Below are 25,462 nucleotides of genomic sequence, written 5' to 3'. Positions count from 1 at the left end.
CGACGGTTGCTTGCGCATTGGGGGCGACCTCGCCCTATCGGCAAGGCCGCCCCGGGTCATCCGCGCGGTGCCGCGGAGCGGACGATGAGCTTAGCGCTGTCGGCGCTGTCGTACCCCGAGCGTCATCGCTATGCCCGCGGTGAGAACACCCGCCGCGGCAGCCGCCGTCAGCAACGCTGACGTTCCTGTGCGGGGGAGGCTGCGGGAGGACATTGCGCTCTGCCCCGAACGCTGTACTACCGATTGTGGCCTCCCGATATTCGCGTGCGACGCCTGCTGGGAACCGGCAGGCTGTGTGCCGTTAATGACCGGGTCTTTCGAAGGATGTTCGCTGGCATGGGGGTCGTTTGACTTGCCCGGCTCACTCTGGTCGCCATCCGAAGAGTTCGACGGTTCCTCGCCTGCCTCATCCGTTGGCGGTTCTACCGGGGTACTGTCCGGCTCTTCCGCCGGTGGTACCACTGGATTCTCGATCGGAGCTACGAGCCAAACCTTCTCGCCCGTGACGGTCATCGTTACGGGGTCGAGTCCGGTTCCGGTAAGCTCCCACTGGCTTTCGGGGATGAAATAACCGCGCGCGAGATCCTCTTCCGTGACCGTGTAGCGGGGGGACGCGCACGTGTAACCGTCGCCGGCCTTGAGATGACGCCAGCGGCAATTGCCGGGTCCTTCCGGAACAAGCGGGGAGAGATTGCCGGACACTGGCGTGACGGTCTCGGTGACGTTCGCCGTTGAGTCAACGCGGAAGGTATAGGGCACCTCGTCGCCGACCTTGTATGGATTCTCGCTAAGATCCCGATCGGGATCTCCTGGTCGCCCCACGATCGTGGCGCCCAGCGTATTGGGTGCAGCATTTACGATGGTGAGGTCGAGGTCGCCGCGGACCGTGGTGTCGCCAGCCTCGATGCGCACCTCACCGTGAACCTCGCCCTTGGACGCCCACGCGGGGGCCGAAACCGTGAGGGTGATTGTTGTGCTCTCGCCCGGTTTGAGGGTCGGGGTCGTCACGGCAGGTGCGTTCCAGCCCTTCGGGAGGTCAACGACTGCCGTGCCAGAGATGAGATCTCGAGTGTCGTCGTTGCGCAGCGTGAACGTCACTTCGCTCGTGCTTCCCGCATCGATGTCGGCTGTTGCCTCGCCGAACGCCGCGCAGAACGGGTTCACAAAGTCCCGCGTGAATGAGCCGTAGCGCTGCTCACTATCGGCGCTCTCGTAAAACACACCGAAAGTGCCGTCCTGAAGCGCGACGAGATCCGAGTACGACGTTGGCCCGGCATTGAACGTCGTGATTGTCGGCCAGGTTTTACCCGAGTCGCACGAATAGCGGATGCTGCCGTTCTTACGGCCCTCGGAGGAATTGGCGTTCGAGAAGAGGAGTTCCCGTGCCTCGCGAGTCTCGGGAGCGGCCGCGGGGTTCATGCGGATGATCGAAGCGTTGTTACGGGGGTCGGTGAGCGTATGGTCGAGCGTAGGCTCACTCCACGTCTCGCCGCCATCCTTCGAATAGGCCACCCAGCGAGCCGTGTGCGTGTCGTGGGCACGCGAGTTCATCATGAGCGTGCCATCAGCGAGCTCAACGACCTTGTTCTCGTCCATTTTTGTGCCTACCGGCGTGCCCATATTCCACGTTGCGCCGTGGTCATCGGAGTAGACCGAATAGGCGCGAACGGTCCCATCGGTGAAGGCTCCCGCGTATTGCTGCACGAGACGACCTTTATGGGCACCGTTCTTGAGCTGAATACCGTGGCCACTCGTCGCAAACGTCGCGCGCACGCCCTCAGGCTTCACCGTCGCGGTGAGGGAACGAAGATCCCACGTCTTGCCGTTGTCTTTCGACACTGCGAGTGCGGCGCTCATGACCTTGCGGTCAGCGTCATCATGCCCTTCCTGACTATTCCAAAAGCCCGTGTCTTTGGAATGCACGAAGAACGCGAAAAGATCACCCGTTTCCTCGTCATACACGAAGCTCGGATCCGAGTAGCCATGAATGGGTGTGGACTTTTCACCAGCGGCGATCACCGTCTGTGGGCCAAAGGTCTTCCCACCGTCGGTCGAACGCCGCATGAGGATCGAGTTTGGGCCGGGAGCATCGGTGCCCGTGGGGCGTCCGTCGTAGGCGAGAAGAACGTCGCCGTTGCGTAGCTGCATGACCGCCGGGATGCGGTAATTGCCAAAGCCGCCTTCGCCACCCATGGCGATGCGCTGCGAGGTAAAGCTCGACTCGGCAGCAGAGGCCCCGGCCGTTTCCGGTGTGTCAGAGGGGGCCGCGAGTGCGGAAAGCGGAGCGCCGAGCGTGAGCGCTACAGTGGCGCCAAAGGCGAGCATCTTTGCGTACGGGGTAAAGGGGGAATTCATCATTGGACTCCTATTTGGTGGGGGTGCCGCGCGGATTATCCCGTGCGGCTGAAGACGGAGCGCATTGGCTCCGCGACGCGTGCGAGCACGCGAGATCGCTCGTAGGCCGTAAAGCCCCGAGGGGTCTGGATTTTGACACCGGTGTAGAGCAGGTTGCCCCCAGCGGCGGCGGCGCACGAGGAGAGTGCGTCGTCGGTCATCATTGATGAAGGTTCGTGATCCTTGTGGGGAAGGTGGGCGTCGGCCCATTCGGGTCCGTACACGGGTGTGCCAGCGCCGGCTCCAGATGCCATAAATGCCCGCAAAACTCCCGCTTGCGCTGCATGCTGGACGTGCTCGAGCGCTGTTGTGGGATTGCGTGTTTCGAGCGCGGAGCGACCCCAGTTGAGGGCGATACCCACGCCGGTTTCCTTCGCGAGGTGGACTTCCTCTTCGAGGGATAGGAAGCGCTTTTCGCCTGGGAACGGCATGCCAGCCGCATCGCAGTGCTCGATCACGAACTCGGGGTCACTCTCTGCGCGCTCCCTCATGAGCGTTTCGAGCGAGGCAGCAAAGGCGCTGGGATCGGCGCAGTCCGACGGAGCCGAGTGAATTTCGATCGCCATGACGGCGCCCTCGAGGTCGCGTGAGGCTCGCACGACTTCTCGAGTGAAGTTGAGAGCCGCCTTCCGACCCTCGTCGTTTCGCGAGGCAAGGCCGAAAGAGCAGTCCTTTGCAAGGCGCTGCATCGTCCCCGGAATCGCCGTGATGACGTGCCGCGTGAAAGGCGCGCCAGTCACGAGGGCGAGATCAGGCAGCGAAGAGCGATAGGGAAGCTCGAGGCCATCGAATGCACCAGGCTGTGCGAGAACAGCGTAAAGTTCACGCGCATCCCTTTCGGCGCGCTCCGCCGTCAAGCCGGGCTCGAGAGCGGCATACGCCCCCGCAATCCACGCCGGTGAACCGGTCATCCCCGGTCACCGACGCCGCGCACGGCGGCATTGAACCACGTGGTGATTGATGTGGGGTGCGTTATCGCGGTCCCCACCACGACCGCGAACGCGCCCGCCTCGCGGCACGCCATCGCCTGGGCAGGGCTATGCACGCGTCCCTCAGCAACCACTGCGCGACCGGGAAGCTTCTCCACTAGGCTCGCGAGAAGTTCAAGATCGGGGCCGTCGGTCTTTCGTCGCATGCCCGTGTATCCCGCGAGGGTCGTGCCGATGATGTCGGCACCCGCCTCGGCTGCCGCGAGCGCAGATTCCTCGCTATCGCAATCGGCCATGATCGGTACGTCGCTACGTTCGCGAATTCGCGTAACTGTTTCCGCGAAGGTGAGGCCGTCCGGCCTCTCACGCAGTGTTCCATCGAGAGCGAGAATGTCCGCACCTGCATCCAATACGGCCTCGCAATGCTTGAGGGTCGGTGTGATGAACACGCCCTCGTTGCCGTCCTTCCAAATGCCGATTACGGGAATGCCGCTCACGGCCGCTTTCACCTGGCGAATATCCTCGAGCCCCTGCGCACGCACGGCACTTGCGCCGCCTTGCTCGACGGCAGCGGCGATCTGAGCCATCGTGCGGGGATCGCGCATGGGCTCGCCGGGGTATGCCTGGCACGAGACAATGAGGGAACCCTCGAGGGCTTTGACAACGGGGTGCATGATTCAGCCTTCCGTGGCGGGATCGGTCAATGCGAAATGCGCGGCACCGAGGAGCGCCGCGTGGTTGCCCGCGCTCGCGGGCACAATGGGGGTGTTTCCAACGGCATCCATGGCGCTTTCGTGCACACCTTCGCGAAGTGCAGCCCACCATTCCTCACCGGCGGCACCGCTCGCGGAGGCGACGCCTCCCGTGACCGCAACGACCTGCGGATCGACAATGTTGAGCTGATCTCCAATTGCGCGGCCCGTGAGCCGGCCTGCATCGATGAGGGTGCCGAGCGCAATTCTCGAACCGTTGTTGGCGAGGTCCGCGACTTCGCGTGTCGAAGCTGCGGGAGTGCCGCGTCTCGTGAGTTCGGCCGCGATGCCGGGTCCTGAGGCGAAACCTTCGAGGTGCCCTCGTCGTCCGCACGAGCACACGAGATCTTCGACTCCAGGAACACCGGCGGTGCGGACGTGCCCGATATGGCCAGCAGCGCCGCGAGAGCCCGTGAGTACCTGACCCTGGGTGATGAAGGCGCCACCGATCCCCGTGCCGACGGCGACCAGAAGGAGCGAATCGCATCCCTGACCGGCACCGAACATCGCCTCACCGAGGCCGTGCGCGTGCACGTCATTGAGAGCGCGGGTTCGCACCTCGAACTCGGTGTGGAAAGCGCCGGAAAGATCCGTTCCCGGCCATCCCGGGAGTGCGTCGGTTGCGGCGGTTACCACGCCTCGAGCGCTGTCAATCACACCCGCCGAGGCAATCCCGATGGCGGCGAGAGGAGGTCCGTCTCCATCGGTGCCCTGAAGGGCTTCGTGAGCGACGTTGACCGCTGCGGCTACCACAGCATTGGCGCCCTCGCGTGCCGGAGTGGGCGCCGTAGCCACGGGCCCGAGGTGTGGAGCACCTTCACCCTTGAGTTCCACGACGGCCGCGTTGATCTTGGTCCCGCCGAGGTCGACGGCGAGCACTCGCGTTAACTCAGCGGGCATGAGCGCCTACTTTCGTAGGCCGGTCGCCGTGAGAATCCCGCGAATCTTCTCGACCGCATCGCCTTCGATCGCCGTCATCGGCTCGCTCATGACGTTCGTCGAGAATACGCCGAGCTCGCGAAGCGCAGTCTTGAATGCGCCCACGCCAGCTGCGGGGCCGGTCTTGCCAACAGGCTGGAATACGATCTCGAAGAGCGCCGCAAGGCGATCCTGTTCTTTGCGGACCGTTTCCCAATCACCGGCAAGGTATGCCTTGTGCATGCGCGCGTAGCCCGCGGGATCAACGTTGCCAAGGCCTGGAACGGACCCATCAGCACCTGAAAGGTAGGCGCCGTCCACAACGACCTCGTGACCCGTGAGAACACTCAACGGATTGCCAGACGCACGATTCATGGCGGTCAAACGGCGGAATGACACATCATCACCCGACGAGTCCTTGACCCCGGCGAGAAGCCCTTCGCTGCCAAGGCCCACGAGCATGTGGGGGTTCAACTTGACGTGCACGCAAACCGGGAGGTCATAGGCCCAGACGGGAACCTCGGACTGCTCGCCGAGAATACGGAAGTGTCGTTCAATTTCGGCGGGACCGGTAATCGCATAGAAAGGTGCGGTTGCGACGACGCCTGCGACGCCGTACTTCTGGGCGACCTTCACGTGCTCGAGCACGCGGTTTGTTTCGGTATCGATCACGCCAGCGAGAACAGGGATGCGGCCGGCAACGATCCCCGTGACGGTTTCGAGAATGCGCTCGCGCATGCGATCGGTATGGAACACGACCTCGCTCGACGAACCCAAGGCAAAGATGCCATCGACGCCGCCGTCGATGAGGTGGTTGATGAGACGCTCGAGCGATTCGACATCGAGTTCGCGCGACTCGGTAAGCGGAATAACGAGGGGCGGGATGACGCCCGTGAGGCGTCCCTGGGAAGCCATGGCAACAATTTCCTTCTGTTCGAGGTTCCGCCGCGTCCTTGCCGGCGGACCAACTCATAAAACCAGACGTCGGATGTCTGATGTCTGACAACAGACTAGAGTGAGGGGAGTGCTCCGTCAAGAAGGTCGGGGTCTTTGACCGCACTCGCCGTGAGATTCACGCGATTTCATGGTGGTTGGTGAGAAAGCTTGGAAAGAGGATGGAGAGGGATCATGGAAACGGCGTCTTGTTCAAAGGTGAAAGACGCGACGGTTGAGAGTGAAGCGAGCCTTCACATCACGTTTACTGCACGTGGAAACGGCACTCTGATGTCCCGTAGCACCGAAGAGGCACGACTAGAAGTTGCTGTTGAAAATGGCCATCTTGTTGCGCACATTGAACGAGACGGTCACAAGCGCAGTCTCGACGCTGAAGATGCCGACCATGTAGATGATGGAGAAGTGCATTCCCTTGCTCTCACGAGAACGGCGTGTGGAACGACCCTGTATCTCGATGGATACGAGTCTTTCTGCTCGACCTCAACCCTCGCGTGGCCGAGCTCAACCGACGCCGAGACCGTAGTTAACCAGCCCGGAGATCCCCAGGTGCACGAAGTTCAAGACGACAATCGAGAGCTCGATCCGAGAGAAATCCTCGCGAACGCCCCGGCTGTCTCACCGTACGTTGAATTTGCGGCATCGCACCTTTCGTCGCGTGACGCTAAATGCGTAGGAAAGCTCTCAAAAGGCACGATTCGTTCGCGATTCCGTGTGCGTGGAAAGCACCAAGCAGGAACAATTCTTGAAGCGCGCGGAGAAGATGGAAATCTCTCACTTTCAATCGAGCGTGGAAGTATCGTATATCGTGTCATCGTCGCTGGCGAGAAGCTGTGCGAGCTTGAGGCACACGGACAATGGGACGACGGTCACTGGCACGACCTCGTCGTCACGACAGGCTATGGTGCGAGCGCGCTTTACATCGACGGTTTCCAGGTCGCGCGAACCGCAGGAGTGTGCTTCTTCGGTGACGTCGCACATGTTGATCGCGTCTCGGTCGGGCAAGACCTCGACGGTGCTCGCCTTTTCGGAGAAGCGCAAAGTGCGATGATCTACGACCGCGTACTCTCCGATCGCCACGTCAAACGTCTCGCCGGTGTCGATCCTTTGACGACGCGCGCGATTGTCGACCTTGGCTACGACGGTGCCCAGAGCTACCGCATCCCCGCACTGCTCACGACCAGCAAGGGAACTCTTATCGCGGGCGCTGATCAGCGCACGAGCATCCCGAACGACAGCCCGAATCATATTAACTTTGTCATCCGACGCAGCACCGATGGTGGGCGCTCGTGGGGGCCACTTCAGACCGTCGTTCGCTCCGTGGGTAGTGGCTTGACGGGGGCCTCAGCAACCGACCCTGTTCTCGTCGAACATCGCGAGAGTGGGCGGATTATCGCGCTCGTTGATCATTTTCCGGGTGCGATCGGACAGCTGAACGCAGTGGCGGGTTCGGGCTTTACGGGCAACGGCGAGAGAGTTCTGCTCGACCGGGAAGGCCGAGAGTACGCTGTGGGCAGCGATGGCCGAGTCCGCACGGAGTCGGGGAAATTAACGGAGTTCGTGCTCGATCCCGACGGTAGCTTGCGCAACGGTGAAACTGAACTTGGGCACGTCGAAATGTTCCGGGGGGATCCGGCAGCACCACCACTCACCGCTGTCCCCACGAGTTATTTGTGGATGGTTGTCAGTGAGGATGACGGTGAGAGCTGGAGCGATCCCATCGATCTGAATCCTCAAGTAAAGGAGCCGTGGATGCCGTTCCTCGGCGCTTCGCCTGGCACGGGTGTGTGCATAGAAAACGGGCCTTATGCCGGGCGTCTTGTCATGCCCGTGTATTACAGCGATGAATCCGGCTCGTCGTTTGCCTGTGCCGCACTCCTGAGCGATAACGCAGGAGGCACGTGGCGTCTCGGTGGTTCTCCTAATGACACACGCGAATGGCGCGGAAACCGCGAAGCGTCACTTTATGAGTCGAGCATCGTGGAGGTTGAAGGAGGCGATCTCGTGGTGTTCGCGCGTAACCAGCATGCTTCCGGGAGAGTCGCGGTTTCGCGAAGCACCGATGGGGGTGAGACGTGGTCGGCGGTTTCGTATGATCCGCAGCTCACCGAAATCTTTAGCCAACCCAATGCTGTGCGAATTGAGGTGGGAGGCGAAGCAGCGGTGGTTTTTGCCAACGCGAGCGAACTCTTGCCTTTCCGCGGATGTGGCACGCTCCGGCTCAGTTTTGACGGTGCACGAACGTGGCCGCATAATCGCGTTTTCAACCCACGCCACTACGTGTACCAGTCGATGACCCAGCTGCAGAACGGCAATCTCGGGCTCCTGTGGGAGCGCGAATGGCACGGGCTCTTTTTTACGGAAATCCCGCTTGCATGGCTTACGGAGTCGCTTAGTACCCTCCTCAAGGCTTAGGGCAAAAAGGCGGGAGGCCTCGAGGCCTCCCGCCTTTTCGTGTACTTCACGACGGCTAAAGAAGTGCGGGGGCCGCCGCAAGCAGCGTTTGCGTGTACGGATCCGTGGCGTTTCGGAATACTTCTTCGCTCGGGCCCGATTCAACGACCTTGCCGCGATTCATGACAAGGAGCGTATCCGACACGAAACGTACCGTGTTGATGTCGTGAGAAATGAACACGAGGCCGAGTCCAAGCTCCTTCTTGAGGTCGGTCAAGAGGTTGAGAACCTGCGCCCGGACCGACACGTCAAGGGCGGAGGTCGGCTCATCGGCGATGACGATGTCGGGCTCGAGTGCGAGTGCACGCGCGATAGCGACACGCTGACGCTGGCCACCCGAGATCTGTCGCGGAAGAACCGAGAGCGCTGACTGCGGAAGGCCCACGAGGTGCATGAGTTCCTTGACCATCGCGAGCCGCTCACGATCCGTACCGATCCCATGCACGCGAAGGGGGTCCATGAGTGTGTCTTGGACGATCATGCGCGGGTTAAGAGCAGTAGATGGATCCTGGAACACGACCGAGATTGCCCGCCCCCGCTCGCGCCGAGCAGCGCGACTGCGGCGAAGATCGTTGCCCTTGAACAGCACCTTCCCGCTAGTTGGCTGTTGGAGGCCGAGCATGACGTTCGCGAGGGTAGATTTTCCCGACCCTGATTCGCCGACGATGCCGATCACTTCGCCCCGGCGTACCTGGACGCTGATCCCATCAACCGCGCGGATCGTGTCAGGCTTGAGAATCGATCCCGTGCGCAGGGTGTGCACGACGTGGATGTCCTGAAGATCGAGGACTGGCGGTTCGTGCAGGTCCGGCGCGAGGTAGCCGTTGTTTGTTCGTGATGTGACGCTGTGGCTCATGCCTGATCACCTTTGTGTGCGCTCGTGGCCGCATCCCGCGTGGAACGGGTGGCGACGATGGATTCGGGAAGTCCAACGGTTGAGGCGACTCGATGAGTAGTGCCGGGAACATCCCACAGGCGCGGCTTCTCCGCGAGTCCGATTTCTGGAGTTGAGGAGCGAGGCGCGAAGCGGTCTCCCGCAACGAACTCGCGGGGTGAGGGCACCGTGCCCTGAACCTGGTGGAGTCGATCAGCGCCCGCCTCGATGGAGAGAACAGAGCCGAGAAGGCCCTGCGTGTACTCGTGTCGCGGATCCGTAAGAACTTCCGTCGTGGTTCCCTGCTCGACGACCTGACCCGCATACATCACCGTGATCTTGTGGGCGAGTTGTGCAACCAGTGCGAGGTCGTGGCTCACGAAGAGCATGGCGAAGCCGAGTTCTTCTCGCAACTTGTTGAGGAGTTCCACTACTTGCTTCTGCACGGTGACATCGAGTGCGGTCGTCGGTTCATCAGCAATCACGAGCTTCGGATCTCGAGTCAGGGCCATAGCGATAAGGACGCGCTGACGCTGGCCTCCTGAAAGTTCGTGCGGGTAGCTCTTGAGCATGCGCTTTGGGTCGAGGCCCACGAGCTCGAGTAGTTCTTCCGCGCTTCGCGTGCCTCCGCGCTTGGTGAGCTGCGCCATCTGGCTCTTAATGAGCATTGACGGGTTGAGCGAACTGAGTGCGTCTTGATAGATCATCGCCATCTCGCGTCCGCGCATCTCATTGAGCTGGCGAGTGTTCATGTCGAGGAGGTTTTTTCCCTCGAGTGTCGCGGTTCCGCGCACCCGCGCGGTCTTTGGCAAAAGCCCCATGATTGCCATGGAGGTGACCGATTTACCCGAGCCCGATTCACCCACGAGCCCCATGGTCTCGCCCGGGCGAATCGTAAAGTTGACGCCGTCAACAATGTCGACATCGCCGTGGGCATTTGGGAACGAGACGCGTAAGTCGCGCACGTCGAGGAGTGGCTCCGCTTCAGGGTCACCCGCGTATACGAGACGGTCTTTGCGCGCGCTCTCCTTGACGTGGAGCTTATCGAGCGATTCGAGGAGGGTCGCGCGGGCCTGCTGGGGATCGATGAGCCCAAGCGTGTTGAGGCTCGCCTCCGGCGCGGCCTGGGCTTTCTTCTCGTCGGCGTCAACATCGACAACGGTTTTCACGCGAGGCGAGGCGAACGCGTCGGTCATCCCCTCAGAGAGGATGTTGAGACTCAGAACGGTAACGAGGATCATGAGGCCGGGGAAGAATGTGGGCCACCAGTAACCGGAAAGAAGTAGCTGCTTTCCTTGCGCGAGGATGTTGCCCCACGAAGGGTCCGGCGGCTGCACGCCCGCGTTGATGAAGCTCAGCGAGGCCTCGAGCACGATCGCGTCGGCAACGAGGACGGTGGCGAACACGAGGATTGGTGCAAGGCAGTTGCGTGCCACGTGCTTGATGAGGATCCAGGGAACCCCCGCGCCCATGACTTTCGAGGCGTTCACGTAGTCCTCGCCGAATTGCGAGAGGACATTCGCGCGCACGACTCGCGCGAGCTGAGGCACGTAGAGGAAGCCGATTGCCATGATGAGAACGGGAAGCGAGTTGCCGAATGCTGCGACGAACACAGCGGCAAGCGCGATGCCGGGGATCGACATGACCACGTCGAGGCACCGCATGAGAACTTCGGACGCCCATTTGTGAGCCGTCGCTGCGAACGAGCCGAGGACTGCCGCGACGAGAAGAGCGAGTGCTGTCGCGCTCAGACCGATAATGAGAGACGAGCGGGATCCGTAGATGACCCTTGCAAACACATCGCGCCCAATCTGGTCAGTGCCAAAGAGGTGCTCTCCACTTGGCGGCTGCACGGGCGTGCCCGTCGCGAGTGGATCATGGTGTGCGATCACGGGGGCGAGAATCGCCGCGAGGATAAGGATCGCGAGAAACGCCGCCGCGAGCACGTTCATGGGCTTGAGGCCCTTGAGTGCTTTGAGGGTGCCGCCCGAAGAGCGGTGGAGTTTTGCGTCAAGATTCGGTCGCATCAGATGCTCCTAATCCGCGGGTTGATGAGCACGTAGAGGATGTCGACGAGCAGGTTGATAACGATGAACGCGATAGCCACGGTCAGAGTGACACCTTGCACGAGGTACACATCGTTGCGCTGGATGCCGTCGAGAATGAGCTTGCCCATCGCCTGGATATTGAAGATGATTTCGATGATGACCGCGCCGCCCATGAGGTAACCCACGCGAAGACCAAGGACGGTCACTGGAGTGATGAGAGCGTTGCGGAGTACATTGCGAGAAATGACGATCGGGTAGGGGATGCCTGCGCCGATGGCGGTGCGTACGTAGTCGCGGTCCAATTCTTCCACCATTGAGGTGCGCACAACGCGCGTGAGAGATCCCGCCACGGGAACGGCACCCGCGATTGCCGGGAGCGTCATGTTTAAGAGGTACTGCTGCGGATCGTCAGCGAATGATGTCCACCCGGAGACGAGCGCAGGGAAAAATCCCCAGCCTCCGGGGATGTCGCCGAGCCACTGGATGAGGAGGATTGCAAGCCAGAAGCTCGGGGTCGCGAGCGAAGCGATCGAGAGTACGCGGATGACCTGGTCAACGAAGGTATCGCGATAGAGCGCGGCGAGCACACCGAGCGTGAAGGAAAGAATGACCGCGATGATGAGGCTGAGGAAAGTGAGCTCGAGGGTGCGCGGAAAGGCTTCAGCCACCATCTGTGTCACGGGGACGCCACCCGAGGACGTTCCGAGATCGCCAGTGACGAGTCCGCCAAGGAACGAGAAGAACCTCACGAGGAGCGGGTCGTTGAGGCCGTGTGCCTCGCGGTATTGCGCGAGGGCTTCCTGCGATGCTGCTTCGCCGAGTGCGAGACGAGCCGGGTCGACGTTTGAAAAGCTCATGACGATAAAAACGAGCAGTGCAACGCCGACAACCATGAAGGGCAGGGAAATGAGCCTTCGGCCAATGAGTCTTGCGAATTGAGCCATGCGACTTTGTCCTTAAGAGTGAGCGCCATCTTTGGCGTGGTGACCGGGAGGCGAGGGGCAGTGGAAACGCCTCGCCTCCCGGCGTTGAGGGAAGAACCTCGATTAGAGGGTCGTGCCGACGTCGATGAAGCTTAGGCCCGTGAGCGAAATGGGCTTGAAGTCGATGAGCGTGTCGGCGTTGTACGCGGTCGGGGTCTTGCGGTGGAACAGCGGATAGAGCGGAACCTCGTTCGAGATGAGATCAAATGCTGCATGCCACGCCTCGAGCTGGGCGGCTTCCTCAGTCGCCTGAATGCCCTGGTCGAGGAGCTCCTGAAGCTGCGTGTAAGCCTCGCTGCCCTTCCAATGCATGCGCGAATCCGTCCATGTGTCGCCTGCGTACCACCAGCGCATGAGGAGGTCAGCATCGGAGCCGAACACTGACGGGTCGCCGGGGGCGATCACGACGTCGAAGGCGTCAGGTTTGCCGTCGATCGAGGTGTACACCTCCGCGGACTGCTTCTGCTCGAAGTGGACGGTGACGCCGGTCGCCTTGAGGGATTCTTGGATGATCGGCGTGACCTGCTGGACCCAGTCGTGATCGGTGCACAGCATGCGGAACTCGGTGAGGCCCGTTTCGCCGAAGAGCTGCTTAGCCTTGTCAACATCGTGCGTGTACACGGTCGCGGCTTCCTTGTAAGCCGGATTCTCCTTATCCACGAAGCATGTGGCTGCGGTTGCCTGCCCGGCAAGGCCGGTCTCGATGACCTTGTCCATGTCGATCGCGTAGAGGAAGGCCTGGCGGTTCTTGACGTCCGCGAAGGGGTTGCCTTCGGTGTTGTTGAACATCGCGAACAGGAGGCCGAAGCCCTGAACGGATTCGACGGTCGCGACGGAATTTAGGGCGTCGATCGAGAGGTAGGGTACCGAGTCAATTGCCTGAACGTCGCCCGACTGGAGCGAGTTGGTGCGAGTCGCGGCGTCGGGGATGACCTGCCACTCCATGGTCTTGGCGCGCGCGGGCTTTTGACCCGTGTAGTCGTCATTGCGCTCGAATTTTACGATCTTCGAAGCGGCGCCGTTATCGGTCATCTTCCATGCGCCGGTACCGATGGGATTGGCATCGAAACCTTTGGCATCTTTCTCGACGGCAGCCTTCGGAACGACTTTGACGACCGCGAGGCGCTCGGCAAGCGGGCCGACGGGGTGCTTGAGGGCGATACTCACGCCGTTGTCGCCGTTTTCTTTAACGGAGTCGATGAAGGAAATGAACTGCGAGTAGAGCGAGTTATTCGCGGGGTCGAGCACGCGCTCGAACGAGAACACGACGTCCGCGGGGGTCACGGGGGAGCCGTCATGGAACTTAGCGTCCTTGCGGAGTTCGATATCGACGGTGGTGTTGTCACCCTTCGGTAGCTCGGACGCGAGCGCGGGGTACACCTCGCCGGTCGCTGGATCGAGTTCTGTGAGGCCCTCGAGGGTGTGCCAGTTAGCCGCGATCGTAAGTGCCGAGGTCGTCGTCATCGGGTCGTAACCGTTGGTGCCGAGCTCGTAGGAAATCGAGGCCTTGATCGTGCCGTCTTCATTCGCTGAACCAGCGTTGCCACCTGCACCGCCGGAACCACCGGACTTTTTATCGGAGGGGGCGCATGCCGAAATGGCAGCGACGAGGCCCGCGGCGCCGGCCGAGAAAGCACCCGTCTTGAGGACTGTGCGGCGAGAGACAGTGCGTGAGTTACTCACTTTTGCTCCTTTGCAAAGGGGGATTAGGGGAACGCTCCCCACATGGAGACATCAGACGTCTGATGACTTGCTGTTAGCATAAGAGCACCGTCGAGACTTTGTCAATGTTGCCGAGGTGGCGATACTGGAAGCTCGGAGCATGAGAAAGGCAGATCGTGGCCGAAGAATCCATGGGGCTCGCGCCCGAGAATCATGAACGGCTAAGCAAGCGCCGGACCGCGAGTAACGCAACGGTCGACGCGATCAAGGAGTACATCCTCGAGCACCACCTACGCCCGGGGGATCCGCTCCCGACGGAGGCATCGCTTCAGGGCACTTTGGGTGTTTCTCGCTCGAGCGTGCGCGAGGCCCTGCGCACGCTTCAGTCGCTCGATATTGTTTCTATTCAGCACGGACGTGGCATGAGCGTGGGTGAGCTGTCGTTCGCCCCCATGATTGAAGCCGTTCTTTTTCGTGCCCGCCTCAATGCGAAAGACGATCTGAGCACGTTGCGTGAAGTTGTGGAGGTGCGCATGGCTCTTGACCTTGCGCTCACCGATGAGCTCATTGAGGTATACCGCGGTTCCTCGCAGCCGAAGCTTCGAGAGCACGTGAAGAACATGCGCGAGTGTGTCGAGGCCGGTCGAGGCTTTGCTTCGTGTGACGAGGCGTTCCACTCCGATCTACTCGCGGCGACAAGCAATCACATGATGCAGCAGCTAGGCATGGCTTTCTGGCGGATTCACACGGTAGCTGTTCCTGCTGCCGGGTTGCCGCAAGCCAAGGACATCAGTGACACGGTGAACGCCCACGATGCGATCATTGATGCGCTCGTTGCTGGCGATGCGGCCGCCTACCGCGAAGCGGTCATTGAGCATTACCGCCCGCTCAGGCGCCTTCTCGAGGTCGCCGCCAACTAGCGCTTCTTCTCCATCTGCGAGGGCGGCGTCGCCGTCGAAGCGATGAAGCCCAGGGAGCGAGTGTCGGGGAGGTCGGCGACCTTGGCGGTGTCGATTGCGCTCAGCGCGCGCAACCACATGAGTGGATACAGGGGAAGCTCGGTGGCAATTCGATTCATCAATTTTTGCCATGCCCGCTGGAGGTCGTCACCCACCAAGTCAAGGCGCGTACTTCGGTCGAGCACGTCGCGAATTTCGGCGAGAAGTTCACTCTCGCCGAGGCGCAGGCGGGAATCGGCCCAGAAAGGTGAAGCATAGAGGGAGCGCAGCAGCGTGTCGGGATGGAAGCCCGTAAACGCCGGATCGAGGGATACGAGGGAGGCGTCCCAGCCGTCGGAATCCTCCTCCATGCGCTTCACGGCATCCCACCAGGGGAGGATCTCGAGTTCGGTTTCGATCCCGGCCTCCTTGAGATTGCTCTTGAGGAACTCGGCGACGGCGCGGGTCCAGGGCTCGTTGCTCGCGAGCAAGCGAAGCGTGCTGATCTCCGCGCGCGCAAAGAGCTCGCGCGCTTCGTGAGGATCGTGTGTGTAGGCACGTGAGGCGGGCTTAAATTTTGGGGTCCCGGGGTACATGGGGCTCGTGACCGGATCGACGTGCTCGGCGAACACCTTCTTCGCGCATTCTTGAGAGTCGAAAGCCTTCATGAAGGCGCGTCGAGCTTCGATTGCAGAAAATGGCCGGCCCTCATCATGGTTGAACATCGCGTACACGGCGGCCCTGCTCGGTTGGGAGGCGAGGTGGAGCGTACCGTTTTTGACCCGGGGGCTTTTTGCAAGTTCGCGGTATTTCGTTGGGGGCACGGGAAGAGCCACCTGCATACTGCCGTCCATGACCGCGTCAGCAATCGCGGATTCGCTGTGCTCGATGTGCCAGGTCATGGTTTCGTAGAGCGCCGGGAACACTCCCGAGTACTGGTCAAATGCTTCAAAAGTGAGCGTCCCGCCCGCGGTGTCCCGCTTACTGATGCGCCATGGGCCGGTGCCGTTGGGCGCCTCAAGAAGCGTGGAAGGGTCGGTGCCCTCGGGGATGATTTTGACGAGGGAGAGGCGCTCGTTGATCTCGGGCGTGGAGTACTTGAAGCGGAGCTGGACGATATTGTCGGCCACCTGGACGGCGTGGTCGAAGAAATCGAGAAGCTCACGGTGCGGAAAATGGTTGTTGTCGTCGAGTGCGGCCTCGAAAGAGTAGATCACATCGGCGGGGGTTACGGGCATGCCGTCGTGAAAGATGGCGCCGTCGCGAAGGAACACATCGATGACGACGTCGGCGGGATCGAAAAGCTTTTGCGAGAGGCCCGGCTTTGTTGTGCCGGTCGTTGGGTCCATGATGGCGAGGCCCTCATACACGTGCCACAGTGCAGCGGTGTTCTGGAGGGAGCGGGTCGTGAACGGGCTGAGGCCGTCACTTCCGAGTGGCGCGCTGAGAATAACGTCGAGGTGCCCTGTGGGGACGGGGAGATTGAACTTCTCCGCGACCGAGAGGTGGTCCGGGTTAGGCGAGCTTTGGCAGCCCGCGGCGGTAGTCGCGAGGGCAAGTGCGCCGAGAGAGGCGCCTGCCGTAAGAAAGGCGCGCCGGCTGGTGGTGCGTGCGGGTCCGGTCATGGTCTCCAGAGTAATAGGTGTGCAGAGTCGGTGGTGGAGGTGCGAGTGTGGTGTGTGACGGGGGCGAGGCAGTCACGGGCACGTGGGAGCGCGGGCGCTACGCTCGCACGTAAGGGCAGGGTCCGACGCTTGCCTGCACACCATCGCGACGGAGAGGTATGAGGAGGAGGCCATGGACGGTAGCGGCGTGGATGTCGAGAAGTATCGCCGACTGAGTGAGGACATCGCCTCGGCGATCGCACTCGTGAGCATGCGCGTGGGGCGATGGGATCTCGTGACGCCGATCGATTCGTTCCTTGACGTGTCGTATGACCCGCCCACGATGGCGGTGAGCCTGTATTCGCTTTCGCGCGCCGCGGAGGCGCTTGACGAGACGGGAGTGTGCGCGCTGAGCGTACTTGGCGCCGAGCAGCAGGGGCTCGCCGAGCGCTTTGGTGAGCCGGGCCTCCCACTTCAAGGGATGCTCGAAGGAGTCGCCCATCAGCGGGATGCGTGGGACAACGCTCATATTGATGGATCGCTTGCGACCTTCAGTCTCGCGGTTGAATCGTCACACGAAGCCGCAACGCACACGCTTTTCGTGTGTCGCGTTCGTGAGGCGTGGCAGGGGCCGGCGCGCTCTGCGCTTGTACGATTCTCGAGGCGCTACTCGGGCCTGTAAAACGGTGCCCTGAAGAGATTCTCGACACGCGAGGCGAAACGGCCGCACTGAGCGCCCTTCTCGCCTCTACAATGTTCGCGATACGCGCGCGTTCCTGCCGTGCTTGCTTCGAAGGCGCTTCCCCGCATCGGCATGCCGCGCGACACAAACGAGGGAGCTCATGGCGAAGGATCAGGTACCGGAGAACCGTGATGATCGCGTCCAGGCGGGAGCAGATCCCGCCGAGGACTGGATCTTTGTTCCCGAACCGGGCACCCTCCCCACAGAAAAGCTTCCCGATAGCGATGATTTCGCGCGCCTGAGAATGCAGCGAGCGAACCTCGAGGGCGAGGCTGAGAATTACTTTGCTCCGGGCCTGGCGCCGAAGGAGCCAGTGACGGAGACGGCCGAAATCGCGGCGCCTTCGCCATCAGAGGAGAACGATTATGCGCGCTCGGGCGCCACGCCTCCGGCGGCGCCGAGGCAGCGCTCCGTGCAGCTTCCCCCGCAATTCAGCGACTTGAGCGGCTGGGACGCCCTACGCGACGTCATTGTTGTGCTCGCTTTCGGTTCGAGTTTCACGACCACCTACACACACGCCCCTGACGCGCTTCCCGCGTGGATTCCGGCAGTCGCGGCGGGAGTCGGCATCGCGACCATCCTCGCCGTGTACCTCCTGCGGTGGGTTCCCGCCTATATGAAGGACGCGGAACCCCAAAGGCCCGAGCAGTTCGGCTACCTCGGGATCGTGCGCCGGGTAGGCATGCTTCCCGCGTTTGTGGCCTCGATCGGTGCTCTCGGCTACGACCTTATTGCCTCGATTCCCGATCTCCTCATGCCTTTGCCGAATGGGCCGCGCGTAGGCGTTGGCGTTTCGGTTGCACTCCTGCTCATGGGCGCGGTGATGGGGTCCGAGCGACGCGGTTTCGAAGGACACGTTCCGAGCGATGCCGCGAAGAGACGCGCCGCGCGATGGATCCTCCTCCTGCGCGTGCTGCTCATCGCGAGCTTCGTGCTCTCGCTCGTCATGATGGTGGGCAAGGCGATCAACGGTGACCCGGCGTTCGCGCTCGTCACCTTCTCCAACTCTCTTGGCTCTCTCGCACTAGGCCTCTTCATTGCGAACCCGAAGCTCAATGAGCGCCCCTCGCACTACGTGTTCCTCGTGGGTGCGGCGGCAGCGATGGTTGTGGGCGCGGCTGCCGACAACTCTCTGCGCCTCGAATACGCGGCGCCGGGAAGCTTCTCCACCTCTTACGTGTGGCTCCCGTTTGCGCTCGCGGCCTTCGGGCTTCTCATTTCACGCCCCTATGTGCGCTCGAGCACACTCAATTTCAAGCGCGTGGACTGGCTCATGTATGCCGCCCGCACGTTCGAGTTTTCCCGCACGATGCACATCGTGGCCTTCGCAGCCGTGCTCGTGTATTTCATCGCGGTTCTCGTGGGGTACGACGCGCGCGGGGGCTCGGGCCTCGTGATCCTTCAACTCATCCTCGTTGCTCTGCTCGCGCTCCTCTCACACTTCGGTCGCAAGGCCCTCGTGCGAAAGAGTGCCGTCAAAGCGCGTGGAAACGCGGTGTCCATCGGTGTGGCCCTCACGCTTATCGGTTTCCTCGGAGTGGTCGTGTTCTCGGTTATCACGGGGGCCGCTGCCGGCCTGACAAACGGTGGACTTGGCCTCGTTGCGGGCATCACCGCTGCCTTGATGATTACGGTTCCCGCGCCCATGCGTGATGAGTACGGCGCGCCAGATCTCGAGCGCACCTTCGCTCAGTTCCGCGCCCGTATTAACGGCGTAGCTGGCGCCACAGTTTTCCTCCCCGATGTGTCCGAAGCCCGGCGTCGGACGCACCGCTTCCCCGCGAGCGTTTCCCCCGAGGCTCTCACCCCCGCCGCCCCTGATCTCGACCCCGCCAAGGAGTCGTAACCCCTATCCCCAAAAAGAAAGGCCGCCATGCCACTGTGGAAAATTCATGGAAATGGGCTCACCGTTGAGCCAGGGAAAGTCGTTCCTCCTTCCGAACGACTCGCATGGCCGGTCACGATTGGGATTGGCGCCCAGCACGTCATTGCGATGTTCGGCGCAACATTCCTCGTTCCGCTCCTGACGGGATTCCCGCCGTCCACGACCCTTCTTTTCTCGGGCCTCGGCACGATCCTGTTCCTCGTCATTACGCGTAATCGAGTCCCGAGTTACCTGGGAAGCTCGTTTGCGTTCATCGCCCCGATCGTTGCGGCAACGAAAGCGCACGATATGGGCACCGCCCTCGGCGCCGTGCTCCTCACGGGCCTCGCGCTCGCCCTCGTTGGCGTGATCGTGCAGTTCGTCGGCACACGATGGATCGCCGCACTCATGCCGCCCGTCGTCATGGGTGCCATCGTCGCCCTGATCGGCTTCAATCTCGCGCCCACGGCCTACAAAAACTTCCAGCAATCGGCCCTTACCGCGACGGTGACGCTTTTCGCGATCGTCCTGTGCACGGCGCTCTTCAAGGGCATCCTCGGGCGCGTCTCCGTTCTCCTCGGCGTCCTTGTGGGCTACCTGTTCGCCCGCGCGCGCGGCGAGGTTGATCTCACTGCCTTCTATGAGGCGCCGTGGATCGGTCTTCCCGAGTTCCACCACCCGCACTTCGATCTCTCGGTTCTCCCGATGTTCCTGCCGGTGATCCTCGTGCTCATCGCGGAGAACGTGGGCCACGTGACGTCGGTGGGGTCGATGACCGGCGAGGATCTCGACCACATGGTGGGCCGCACCCTCTTCTCTGACGGCATCGCGACGGCCCTCTCGGCAACGTTCGGTGGTTCGCCCACCACCACCTACGGCGAGAACATCGGCGTCATGAGCGCGACTCGCGTGTACTCAACCGCTGCGTACTGGGTCGCGGGCATCGCCGCGATTGCCCTGTCGATGTCACCGAAGATCGGCCAGCTCATCTTCTCCATTCCGGCGGGCGTGCTCGGCGGCGTCACGTTCGTGCTCTACGGTCTCATCGGCATCGTGGGCGTGCGCATGTGGGTTGACGGTCGCGTGGATTTCTCGCGGCCGCGCAACCAGATGACGGCGGGCGTCGCGCTCGTCGTGGGCATCGCAAACGTGACGTGGACGTTCGGCCCTAAGGACGCCGGCATCACCTTCAACGGCATCGCGCTCGGCACCCTTGCGGCGCTCGTGATCTATCACCTCATGACGGTGATCGGGAAGGTCACGGGCACCGAGGTGCAGGAGGATTCCGACGCTCGCTCAGCGACGGTGGAAGCCACTTCTGCGCGATGACTGCCGGGCAACCGCCCAAGAGAGTGCGTACGGGCTGGGCGCCGATCCTCACTCCGGGGACGCGCGTGACGGCCCGCTACGCGCTCGACCCGCGCACGCATGCAGGTCGAGAAAAGGTTGCGGACGCTCTCGGCTACGTTGTCGAAACCGACGAGGAAACGGTCACTATCCACACGAAACGTGGATACGCGAGGATTCCTCGCGTGTTGATCGTGGCCGTTCGGGAGGTTCCCCCGCCACCTCGCTAGACTTGGGCCATGACTTCTAGCACTACTCTCGTTCGCCGTCCGTTTGAAGGCCTCATCGCCGAACACGATCTCGTGGCGATGCGCCAACTCATCCCATCGGCGACCCTCGAGGCGAAGATTGCCCCCGAGTTTGGCGGTGGCGATGCCGTGATCGCCACGATCCTCCCCATGAACTGGGCTGCGATCAAGCGCGATAACGGCACCGTCATGCTCGGGATGCAGGCGAGCGTTCCCGGTAATGACACTTCGCGCGGTCTCGGTGCAGCGCTCAAGCAGGCGCTTGATTCGGAGCCCGGAACGGCAGTGACGACCGTGAAGGTTGCGGAGGATTCACCCCGGCTTCAGGACATCCTCGTCATTGAGGAGAACTACACGGTCGACGTGCACGACTCGTTCGAGTACTGGCTCGGCGCCGGTGCGGAGCGCACCGAGCAGATCGAGCAGGGCCTCGAGCAGGCCAACGAGGCGATCATGCCGACGGCGGCCGTGGGCGGATTGCCGCACGCGTATTGGGTCGATGCGGGCCCCAAGGAGCATCTGCGTTGGGTTCTCGACGAAAGCGAAGACCGCGTGATCGACGCGGTTGCGCGCCTGCACGCGAAGCGTCAGTCGGGTATCGGCGAGGGCACGCGCTACGTGGGCTCGTTCCGTGCTGATGGCCTCACGATTCCCGTATGGGACCTGCCGAAGGGCTTCGGCGTCGAGGGCGTGGAAAATGAGGTTCCCGAGTTCCTCAAGCGTTTCGAAGCGGCGCTTTCGAGCGAGGAGCCGCTTACGGCTCTCGAGCGTCGCGCGCGCGGCGGAATTGTCGCACGTGAGGTGACCCTGCGATGAGCAGCGTCGACGCCGCGACGTTCGGGGAAGCGCGGCCCACGCGAGCCGCTGTCGTGATCCCCGCGAAGGACGAGGCCGAACGTATCGAAAAGACCGTTGCCGCCTCGCTTACTATCCGCGGCGTCGACCTCGTTGTCGTTGTCGACGACGGTTCCTCGGATGCGACGGCGGCCTTGGCGAAGGGCGCCGGGGCGGTCGTGGTGCGCCACCGCAGCAATCGCGGCAAGGCCGCGGCTATGGCGACCGGCGCGCGCGTCGTGCACATGCGTGAGGAAACCGAGCACGCCGAGCAAAGGAACGAGGGCGGCGAGCCGTCGCCAATAAATGAGTCGGCACGCGCGCTGCTGTTTATCGATGCTGACATGCAGGAATCCGCCAGCGGTGCGCAGCCGCTCGTGGATGCGGTGCTCGAGGGCAACGTGGACATGGCGATCGCGATCCTCCCCGCACAAGAAGGCGCCGCGGGCATGGGCCTCGTTGTGAAAACGGCGCGCAATGGCATCCGTAAGGCCACGGGTTTTGAGACCGTGCAGCCGCTGAGTGGCACGCGCTGCATTACGCGCGAAACATGGGATGCGGTGCAGCCCCTCGCCGACGGTTGGGGCGTGGAAACGGGCCTCACGATCGACGCCCTCCACAAGGGGTTCTGGGTGAAAGAGATCCCTGCCGACCTTACGCACCGTGCGACCGGCAAGGACCTTCGCTCGCAGCTTCACCGTGCGAGCCAGCTCAAAGACGTCATGCGTGCGCTCTCGAAGCGGCGGTCTCTTTCGCCGAATGATCCACTTGGCGAGGAGGGGCCGGTGCGCACACTCACGGGTGAGCGTCCCGAGGCGCCCGAGATCGTGGAGAAGCCCCCTGTGAAACATTTTGCGGTTCCCTCGATCGAGAAGAACGCGCAGGTCAGAGCTTCTGAGGAGTCGGTGGAGCCGGTGGACGAGCCTCGCGAGGAGCCCGAGCACTAAGTGACGCGCGAGCCGTGAGGCTCAGCGCGACGCCCACCACGTAGGCGAGACCCACGAGCACGAGGCCCGTGTCGTTCGTGAGCGCTCCGATCCATGCGCCAGCCACGGCAGCGAGGCGAAGTCGATAGAGGTAGGGGAGTTCGTGCGCGAGAGAGCCCCTGCGTACCGCGCCGTAGGTGAGTGCGAGCGCAATGAGCACGGGCGGGACCATGAGAAGTGGTGAATAGAGCGTGAGCGGTTCGAGCATGCGTGATGTGCGATCCGCGAACACTGCCCAGAACTGTGAAGCGGCGCCCGCGGGGGAGCCTTTCTCCACAAGCGTCGCCACGAATTCGCCCAGATGCGTGCGCGAGGAGGCGGGGCGCATGTAGTCGAGAGCGCCCGCGAAGGCAAACACCCCTGTGCCCGCCGCGAGCGCCGCGAGAACGTGCCACGGGCGGAGTCGAATGCCGCTGAGGGCGAGGCAGGCGACGAGTGTCACGGGAGCGTAGATGAGGGCGCTTCCGGCGTCGGCCCCCATCCCCGGGGCGATCGAACAGAACCCCACGAGGGCACCCGTGCCGCCCACGAACAGCACGCGCGCAAGGCCTGGTCGTCTGCCGGTGGTGAAGGCCGGAAGTGCGTGGATGAGCATGCCCACTCCGAGGGCCCACGCCGCGAGGGTAATGCCCGTGATGTGGTTGCTCAGGCCGTAGAAGCGGCCAGCATAGATGGGCTGATTGCCAAGCAGCGACGTGAAGCTCGCGTGAGAGCCGAGCGCGGCATCAAGCACAATCGCGGCCACGGTCATGAGCGCGGCGAGACCGGACGTGAGGAGGCGGCGACTGTGTTCGGGGAGCGCCGAGGCGAGTAGGCGTACGCCGAAAGTGAGGCCCGCGCCAAGCGCAGCTGTGCCGAAGATCGTCCACGCTGCGATCGCGAAAAGAGGATGAATGCCGAGGTTAACGAGGGTACTGAGCGGGAGAATGCTCGACGTGTAGCCCACGGGGATCGCGAGGAGGCCCACGCTGGCGATGTGCCGTGCCGCCGGGACGCGCCGCGCGAGAACCCCCGCGATCAGCAGGACCGTGATGAGTGCACCGAGCAGTGGGGCGAGGGCATCCTCGGTGGTGCGGGAGGCGAAGGTGACTTCACGCGCGTGCGCGAGCTGTGTGCCTTTGTGAGTGGCGGTTCCGACGGCAGCTCGGCCCATGCCGACTTGCCCCGTGTCCGTGAGGCTCGCCGCGAGATCAAGGTTCATGACCACGCCAACCTGACGCGTCGAAGGGCTCGTGAGGAATGCCGGCCCCCAGCGTGAATCGATGTAGACCTGCAGGTTGAGAGGGATGGGGAGAGCATCGTAGCCACGCGTGTGCTCAACCTCGTAGGCCTGCTCGGAGGAGGGGTTGAGGGAGCCGATGCTCGCGAGTGCCACCCCGCGCTCGCCACACTCGCCCGCGTACTTCGCGAATGCCGCATCGATTCTGCGCACACTGCGTTCGTGCGCGAACCTGCTGACGTCCTTGCCCGTTGCCACATCGCCGAGATCGACGAGTGAAATGCCGGCTTCGGCGAGCGCGGAGGTGGCGTCGGACCATTCCTTCCCACCCGGACTGCCGCCCCTTCCCGCTGCATCTGTATCCCCGAGTGCCGGGGTGCGGGCGCCCGTCGCAAGGGTTTCGAGGCCCTGCCGCTTGGTGGGCATGACCGATTCGCTCGAAAGCGCGAGGCCCGCGGCGCCAGAATTTTCGGCGAAGCACCACAGGGCAGGAGTGTCCTCTTTCGTGATGTCTGCCCACGTGAGACCGCTCGTGACGTAGAGCGTGTGCACCCGGTCGATCGGTGGTGTCGCATCTTTGCGCAGACCGCCCCAGTGGAGGGACGGGGCAAGGATGAGCGCGGCGAGAAGCGCGAGGCAGGCGGCGATGAGGCCCGCGCCAGCGACGCGTGTACGCGCATGAGAGATCTCGTGCATGGACTCAAGCGTAGCGATCATGCGCATACCCGTACTCTTAGGGACATGCGATATGGATTCCTCGGCCCCGAGACGACCTTCACCCATCAGGCGCTCTTGCAGGCGCTCATGGGTCCGCTGCCCGTGCGACCGGATGACGGAGAGCAGACCCTCGTGCCCTACCGCAGTGTTGCCGAAGCGATCGGCGACCTCGTCGCGGGCGAGGTCGACGCGATGATGGCCCCCATCGAGAACTCCGTTGAAGGCGGGGTTTCAGGCACCCTCGACGTGCTCGCCGCGACCGGCGGAATCACGATCGTCGCCGAGCAGATCGTTCCCATCACGTTTGTGCTCGCGACCCGTGTGCCGTCGAGCCTCAAGAATCTTGAAGCCGTGTACTCCCACCCGCACGCCCAAGCGCAGTGCCAGGCGTTCGTGCGCGAAAACCTTCCCGGCGCCTCACCGCAGCCCGCGCTCTCTACAGCAGCTGCGGCCCGCGAGATCGCGGAGCTTGACGACGCAGATCCGCGTGCTCGCACCGCCGCCGCGATCTGCTCGCCGCTCGCCGCCGAACATTTTGGACTGCACATTGTCGCCGAGGGCATCGAGGATACGAAGGGTGCCGAAACCCGTTTTGTGCTCGTGGAACGCGACGGTCTCATCCCGGCGCGCACGGGCGCCGATAAAACGACGATTGTTGCGCACCTCGCCCACGATCGGTCCGGATCGCTTCTCGAGATGCTCGAGGTTCTCAGCTCGAACGGCGTGAACCTCTCGCGCATCGAATCGCGCCCCATCGGAGATGCGCTCGGCCGCTACTCCTTCTCCCTCGACCTCGAGGGGCACCTCGAGGATCGTCGCGTGGCCTCCGCGCTGCGAGGCCTCCATCGCATCTGTTCGCGCCTCGTATTCCTCGGCTCGTACGGTAGGGCCGACGGTTCCGTGCCCTACGTTGTGGACCACAATGCTGATACCGCTTACGAAGAGGCGCGCGGTTTCGTCGCGGGCCTCGAGGGGCTTATCGCGAGGGACTAGCGATT

Annotated in this window: 20 protein-coding genes; 9 read left to right on the top strand and 11 right to left on the bottom strand. The window is 62.7% G+C overall.

Translation table 11 applies throughout. The features are described from left to right. Positions 1–90 precede the first annotated feature (90 nt). The 5 genes from NBW56_RS05315 to NBW56_RS05295 are packed head-to-tail and all read right to left on the bottom strand — an operon-like array spanning position 91 to position 5,908. Positions 91–2,358 (bottom strand): exo-alpha-sialidase, encoded by a 2,268-nt coding sequence (locus NBW56_RS05315; protein ID WP_250258253.1) that lies wholly within the window; start codon positions 2,356–2,358, stop codon positions 91–93. A gap of 32 nt (positions 2,359–2,390) precedes the next feature. Then, positions 2,391–3,305, bottom strand: coding sequence for a DUF4862 family protein (locus NBW56_RS05310; RefSeq protein WP_126846900.1), 915 nt, complete (start codon positions 3,303–3,305; stop codon positions 2,391–2,393). Next, positions 3,302–3,997, bottom strand: coding sequence for an N-acetylmannosamine-6-phosphate 2-epimerase (locus NBW56_RS05305; RefSeq protein WP_126846902.1), 696 nt, complete (start codon positions 3,995–3,997; stop codon positions 3,302–3,304). Before NBW56_RS05305 ends, NBW56_RS05310 begins: the two co-directional genes overlap by 4 nt. A 3-nt stretch (positions 3,998–4,000) precedes the next feature. Next, positions 4,001–4,975 carry an ROK family protein gene (locus tag NBW56_RS05300; protein ID WP_250258252.1) on the bottom strand — a complete coding sequence of 325 codons (975 nt, stop codon included), beginning with the start codon at positions 4,973–4,975 and terminating at the stop codon, positions 4,001–4,003. A gap of 6 nt (positions 4,976–4,981) precedes the next feature. Beyond that, a complete protein-coding gene (locus tag NBW56_RS05295) occupies positions 4,982–5,908 on the bottom strand; it encodes a dihydrodipicolinate synthase family protein (protein WP_250258251.1) in 927 nt (308 codons plus the stop codon). Positions 5,909–6,121: 213 nt separating this feature from the next. Between NBW56_RS05295 and NBW56_RS05290 the strand changes: the two genes are divergently transcribed. Then, the gene (locus NBW56_RS05290) at positions 6,122–8,359 is read left to right on the top strand and encodes an exo-alpha-sialidase (RefSeq protein ID WP_349815705.1); all 2,238 of its coding nucleotides are present in this window, start codon (positions 6,122–6,124) and stop codon (positions 8,357–8,359) included. Between the two features lie 55 nt (positions 8,360–8,414). Here NBW56_RS05290 and NBW56_RS05285 read toward each other — a convergent pair whose 3' ends face one another. The 4 genes from NBW56_RS05285 to NBW56_RS05270 all read right to left on the bottom strand — a co-directional run bounded on the left by NBW56_RS05285 (position 8,415) and on the right by NBW56_RS05270 (position 13,986). Next, the gene (locus tag NBW56_RS05285) at positions 8,415–9,254 is read right to left on the bottom strand and encodes an ABC transporter ATP-binding protein (RefSeq protein WP_153246499.1); all 840 of its coding nucleotides are present in this window, start codon (positions 9,252–9,254) and stop codon (positions 8,415–8,417) included. Continuing rightward, a complete protein-coding gene (locus NBW56_RS05280; protein ID WP_250258249.1) occupies positions 9,251–11,299 on the bottom strand; it encodes a dipeptide/oligopeptide/nickel ABC transporter permease/ATP-binding protein in 2,049 nt (682 codons plus the stop codon). Before NBW56_RS05280 ends, NBW56_RS05285 begins: the two co-directional genes overlap by 4 nt. After that, positions 11,299–12,264 carry an ABC transporter permease gene (locus NBW56_RS05275; protein WP_065248508.1) on the bottom strand — a complete coding sequence of 322 codons (966 nt, stop codon included), beginning with the start codon at positions 12,262–12,264 and terminating at the stop codon, positions 11,299–11,301. Before NBW56_RS05275 ends, NBW56_RS05280 begins: the two co-directional genes overlap by 1 nt. Positions 12,265–12,366: 102 nt before the next feature. Then, positions 12,367–13,986 (bottom strand): ABC transporter substrate-binding protein, encoded by a 1,620-nt coding sequence (locus NBW56_RS05270; RefSeq protein ID WP_250258248.1) that lies wholly within the window; start codon positions 13,984–13,986, stop codon positions 12,367–12,369. Positions 13,987–14,141: 155 nt separating this feature from the next. Here NBW56_RS05270 and NBW56_RS05265 point away from each other — a divergent pair, with 155 nt between their 5' ends. Then, the gene (locus NBW56_RS05265; protein ID WP_250258247.1) at positions 14,142–14,885 is read left to right on the top strand and encodes a FadR/GntR family transcriptional regulator; all 744 of its coding nucleotides are present in this window, start codon (positions 14,142–14,144) and stop codon (positions 14,883–14,885) included. On the opposite strand, the gene NBW56_RS05260 is transcribed toward NBW56_RS05265, so the two are convergent. Beyond that, complete coding sequence (locus NBW56_RS05260) at positions 14,882–16,528, bottom strand: ABC transporter substrate-binding protein (protein WP_250258246.1); 1,647 nt, start codon at positions 16,526–16,528, stop codon at positions 14,882–14,884. The genes NBW56_RS05265 and NBW56_RS05260 overlap by 4 nt on opposite strands. Positions 16,529–16,700: 172 nt before the next feature. On the opposite strand from NBW56_RS05260, the gene NBW56_RS05255 reads away from it, so the two are divergent. The 6 genes from NBW56_RS05255 (at position 16,701) to NBW56_RS05230 (ending at position 22,489) form a co-directional block, all read left to right on the top strand. Continuing rightward, on the top strand, positions 16,701–17,189 hold the full coding sequence (locus NBW56_RS05255; RefSeq protein ID WP_250258245.1) for a flavin reductase family protein: 489 nt from the start codon (positions 16,701–16,703) through the stop codon (positions 17,187–17,189). 160 nt (positions 17,190–17,349) lie between these two features. After that, complete coding sequence (locus tag NBW56_RS05250) at positions 17,350–19,095, top strand: DUF7937 domain-containing protein (protein WP_250258244.1); 1,746 nt, start codon at positions 17,350–17,352, stop codon at positions 19,093–19,095. A gap of 27 nt (positions 19,096–19,122) precedes the next feature. After that, positions 19,123–20,442 carry a uracil-xanthine permease family protein gene (locus tag NBW56_RS05245; RefSeq protein ID WP_250258243.1) on the top strand — a complete coding sequence of 440 codons (1,320 nt, stop codon included), beginning with the start codon at positions 19,123–19,125 and terminating at the stop codon, positions 20,440–20,442. Further along, entirely contained in the window at positions 20,439–20,690 is a 252-nt protein-coding gene (locus NBW56_RS05240; protein ID WP_250258242.1) for an acetyltransferase, read from the top strand. Before NBW56_RS05245 ends, NBW56_RS05240 begins: the two co-directional genes overlap by 4 nt. Positions 20,691–20,699: 9 nt before the next feature. Then, entirely contained in the window at positions 20,700–21,524 is an 825-nt protein-coding gene (locus tag NBW56_RS05235) for a DUF5926 family protein (protein ID WP_065248496.1), read from the top strand. Next, a complete protein-coding gene (locus tag NBW56_RS05230; RefSeq protein WP_250258241.1) occupies positions 21,521–22,489 on the top strand; it encodes a glycosyltransferase in 969 nt (322 codons plus the stop codon). Before NBW56_RS05235 ends, NBW56_RS05230 begins: the two co-directional genes overlap by 4 nt. On the opposite strand, the gene NBW56_RS05225 is transcribed toward NBW56_RS05230, so the two are convergent. Further along, positions 22,428–24,470, bottom strand: a complete 2,043-nt coding sequence (locus tag NBW56_RS05225) for a hypothetical protein (protein ID WP_250258240.1) — start codon at positions 24,468–24,470, stop codon at positions 22,428–22,430. The two genes, NBW56_RS05230 and NBW56_RS05225, sit on opposite strands and share 62 nt — an antisense overlap. An 18-nt stretch (positions 24,471–24,488) precedes the next feature. Here NBW56_RS05225 and pheA point away from each other — a divergent pair, with 18 nt between their 5' ends. Further along, positions 24,489–25,457 (top strand): prephenate dehydratase, encoded by a 969-nt coding sequence (pheA, locus tag NBW56_RS05220; RefSeq protein WP_250258239.1) that lies wholly within the window; start codon positions 24,489–24,491, stop codon positions 25,455–25,457. Positions 25,458–25,462 lie beyond the last annotated feature (5 nt).

This window comes from Dermabacter sp. Marseille-Q3180, from assembly GCF_940792985.1.
In the GTDB taxonomy this organism is placed as follows: domain Bacteria; phylum Actinomycetota; class Actinomycetes; order Actinomycetales; family Dermabacteraceae; genus Dermabacter; species Dermabacter vaginalis.
Note: the sequence above shows the minus strand (reverse complement) of the source record. Positions and strands in the feature narration are given on the sequence as shown.

What these genes read in the sequence shown, in the direction of transcription:
- NBW56_RS05315 (WP_250258253.1), bottom strand. Translation starts at nt 2,358, where the DNA reads ATGATGAATTCCCCCTTTACCCCGTACGCAAAGATGCTCGCCTTTGGC.
- NBW56_RS05310 (WP_126846900.1), bottom strand. Translation starts at nt 3,305, where the DNA reads ATGACCGGTTCACCGGCGTGGATTGCGGGGGCGTATGCCGCTCTCGAG.
- NBW56_RS05305 (WP_126846902.1), bottom strand. Translation starts at nt 3,997, where the DNA reads ATGCACCCCGTTGTCAAAGCCCTCGAGGGTTCCCTCATTGTCTCGTGC.
- NBW56_RS05300 (WP_250258252.1), bottom strand. Translation starts at nt 4,975, where the DNA reads ATGCCCGCTGAGTTAACGCGAGTGCTCGCCGTCGACCTCGGCGGGACC.
- NBW56_RS05295 (WP_250258251.1), bottom strand. Translation starts at nt 5,908, where the DNA reads ATGGCTTCCCAGGGACGCCTCACGGGCGTCATCCCGCCCCTCGTTATT.
- NBW56_RS05290 (WP_349815705.1), top strand. Translation starts at nt 6,122, where the DNA reads ATGGAAACGGCGTCTTGTTCAAAGGTGAAAGACGCGACGGTTGAGAGT.
- NBW56_RS05285 (WP_153246499.1), bottom strand. Translation starts at nt 9,254, where the DNA reads ATGAGCCACAGCGTCACATCACGAACAAACAACGGCTACCTCGCGCCG.
- NBW56_RS05280 (WP_250258249.1), bottom strand. Translation starts at nt 11,299, where the DNA reads ATGCGACCGAATCTTGACGCAAAACTCCACCGCTCTTCGGGCGGCACC.
- NBW56_RS05275 (WP_065248508.1), bottom strand. Translation starts at nt 12,264, where the DNA reads ATGGCTCAATTCGCAAGACTCATTGGCCGAAGGCTCATTTCCCTGCCC.
- NBW56_RS05260 (WP_250258246.1), bottom strand. Translation starts at nt 16,528, where the DNA reads ATGACCGGACCCGCACGCACCACCAGCCGGCGCGCCTTTCTTACGGCA.
- NBW56_RS05255 (WP_250258245.1), top strand. Translation starts at nt 16,701, where the DNA reads ATGGACGGTAGCGGCGTGGATGTCGAGAAGTATCGCCGACTGAGTGAG.
- NBW56_RS05250 (WP_250258244.1), top strand. Translation starts at nt 17,350, where the DNA reads ATGGCGAAGGATCAGGTACCGGAGAACCGTGATGATCGCGTCCAGGCG.
- NBW56_RS05245 (WP_250258243.1), top strand. Translation starts at nt 19,123, where the DNA reads ATGCCACTGTGGAAAATTCATGGAAATGGGCTCACCGTTGAGCCAGGG.
- NBW56_RS05240 (WP_250258242.1), top strand. Translation starts at nt 20,439, where the DNA reads ATGACTGCCGGGCAACCGCCCAAGAGAGTGCGTACGGGCTGGGCGCCG.
- NBW56_RS05235 (WP_065248496.1), top strand. Translation starts at nt 20,700, where the DNA reads ATGACTTCTAGCACTACTCTCGTTCGCCGTCCGTTTGAAGGCCTCATC.
- NBW56_RS05230 (WP_250258241.1), top strand. Translation starts at nt 21,521, where the DNA reads ATGAGCAGCGTCGACGCCGCGACGTTCGGGGAAGCGCGGCCCACGCGA.
- NBW56_RS05225 (WP_250258240.1), bottom strand. Translation starts at nt 24,470, where the DNA reads ATGCGCATGATCGCTACGCTTGAGTCCATGCACGAGATCTCTCATGCG.
- pheA (WP_250258239.1), top strand. Translation starts at nt 24,489, where the DNA reads ATGCGATATGGATTCCTCGGCCCCGAGACGACCTTCACCCATCAGGCG.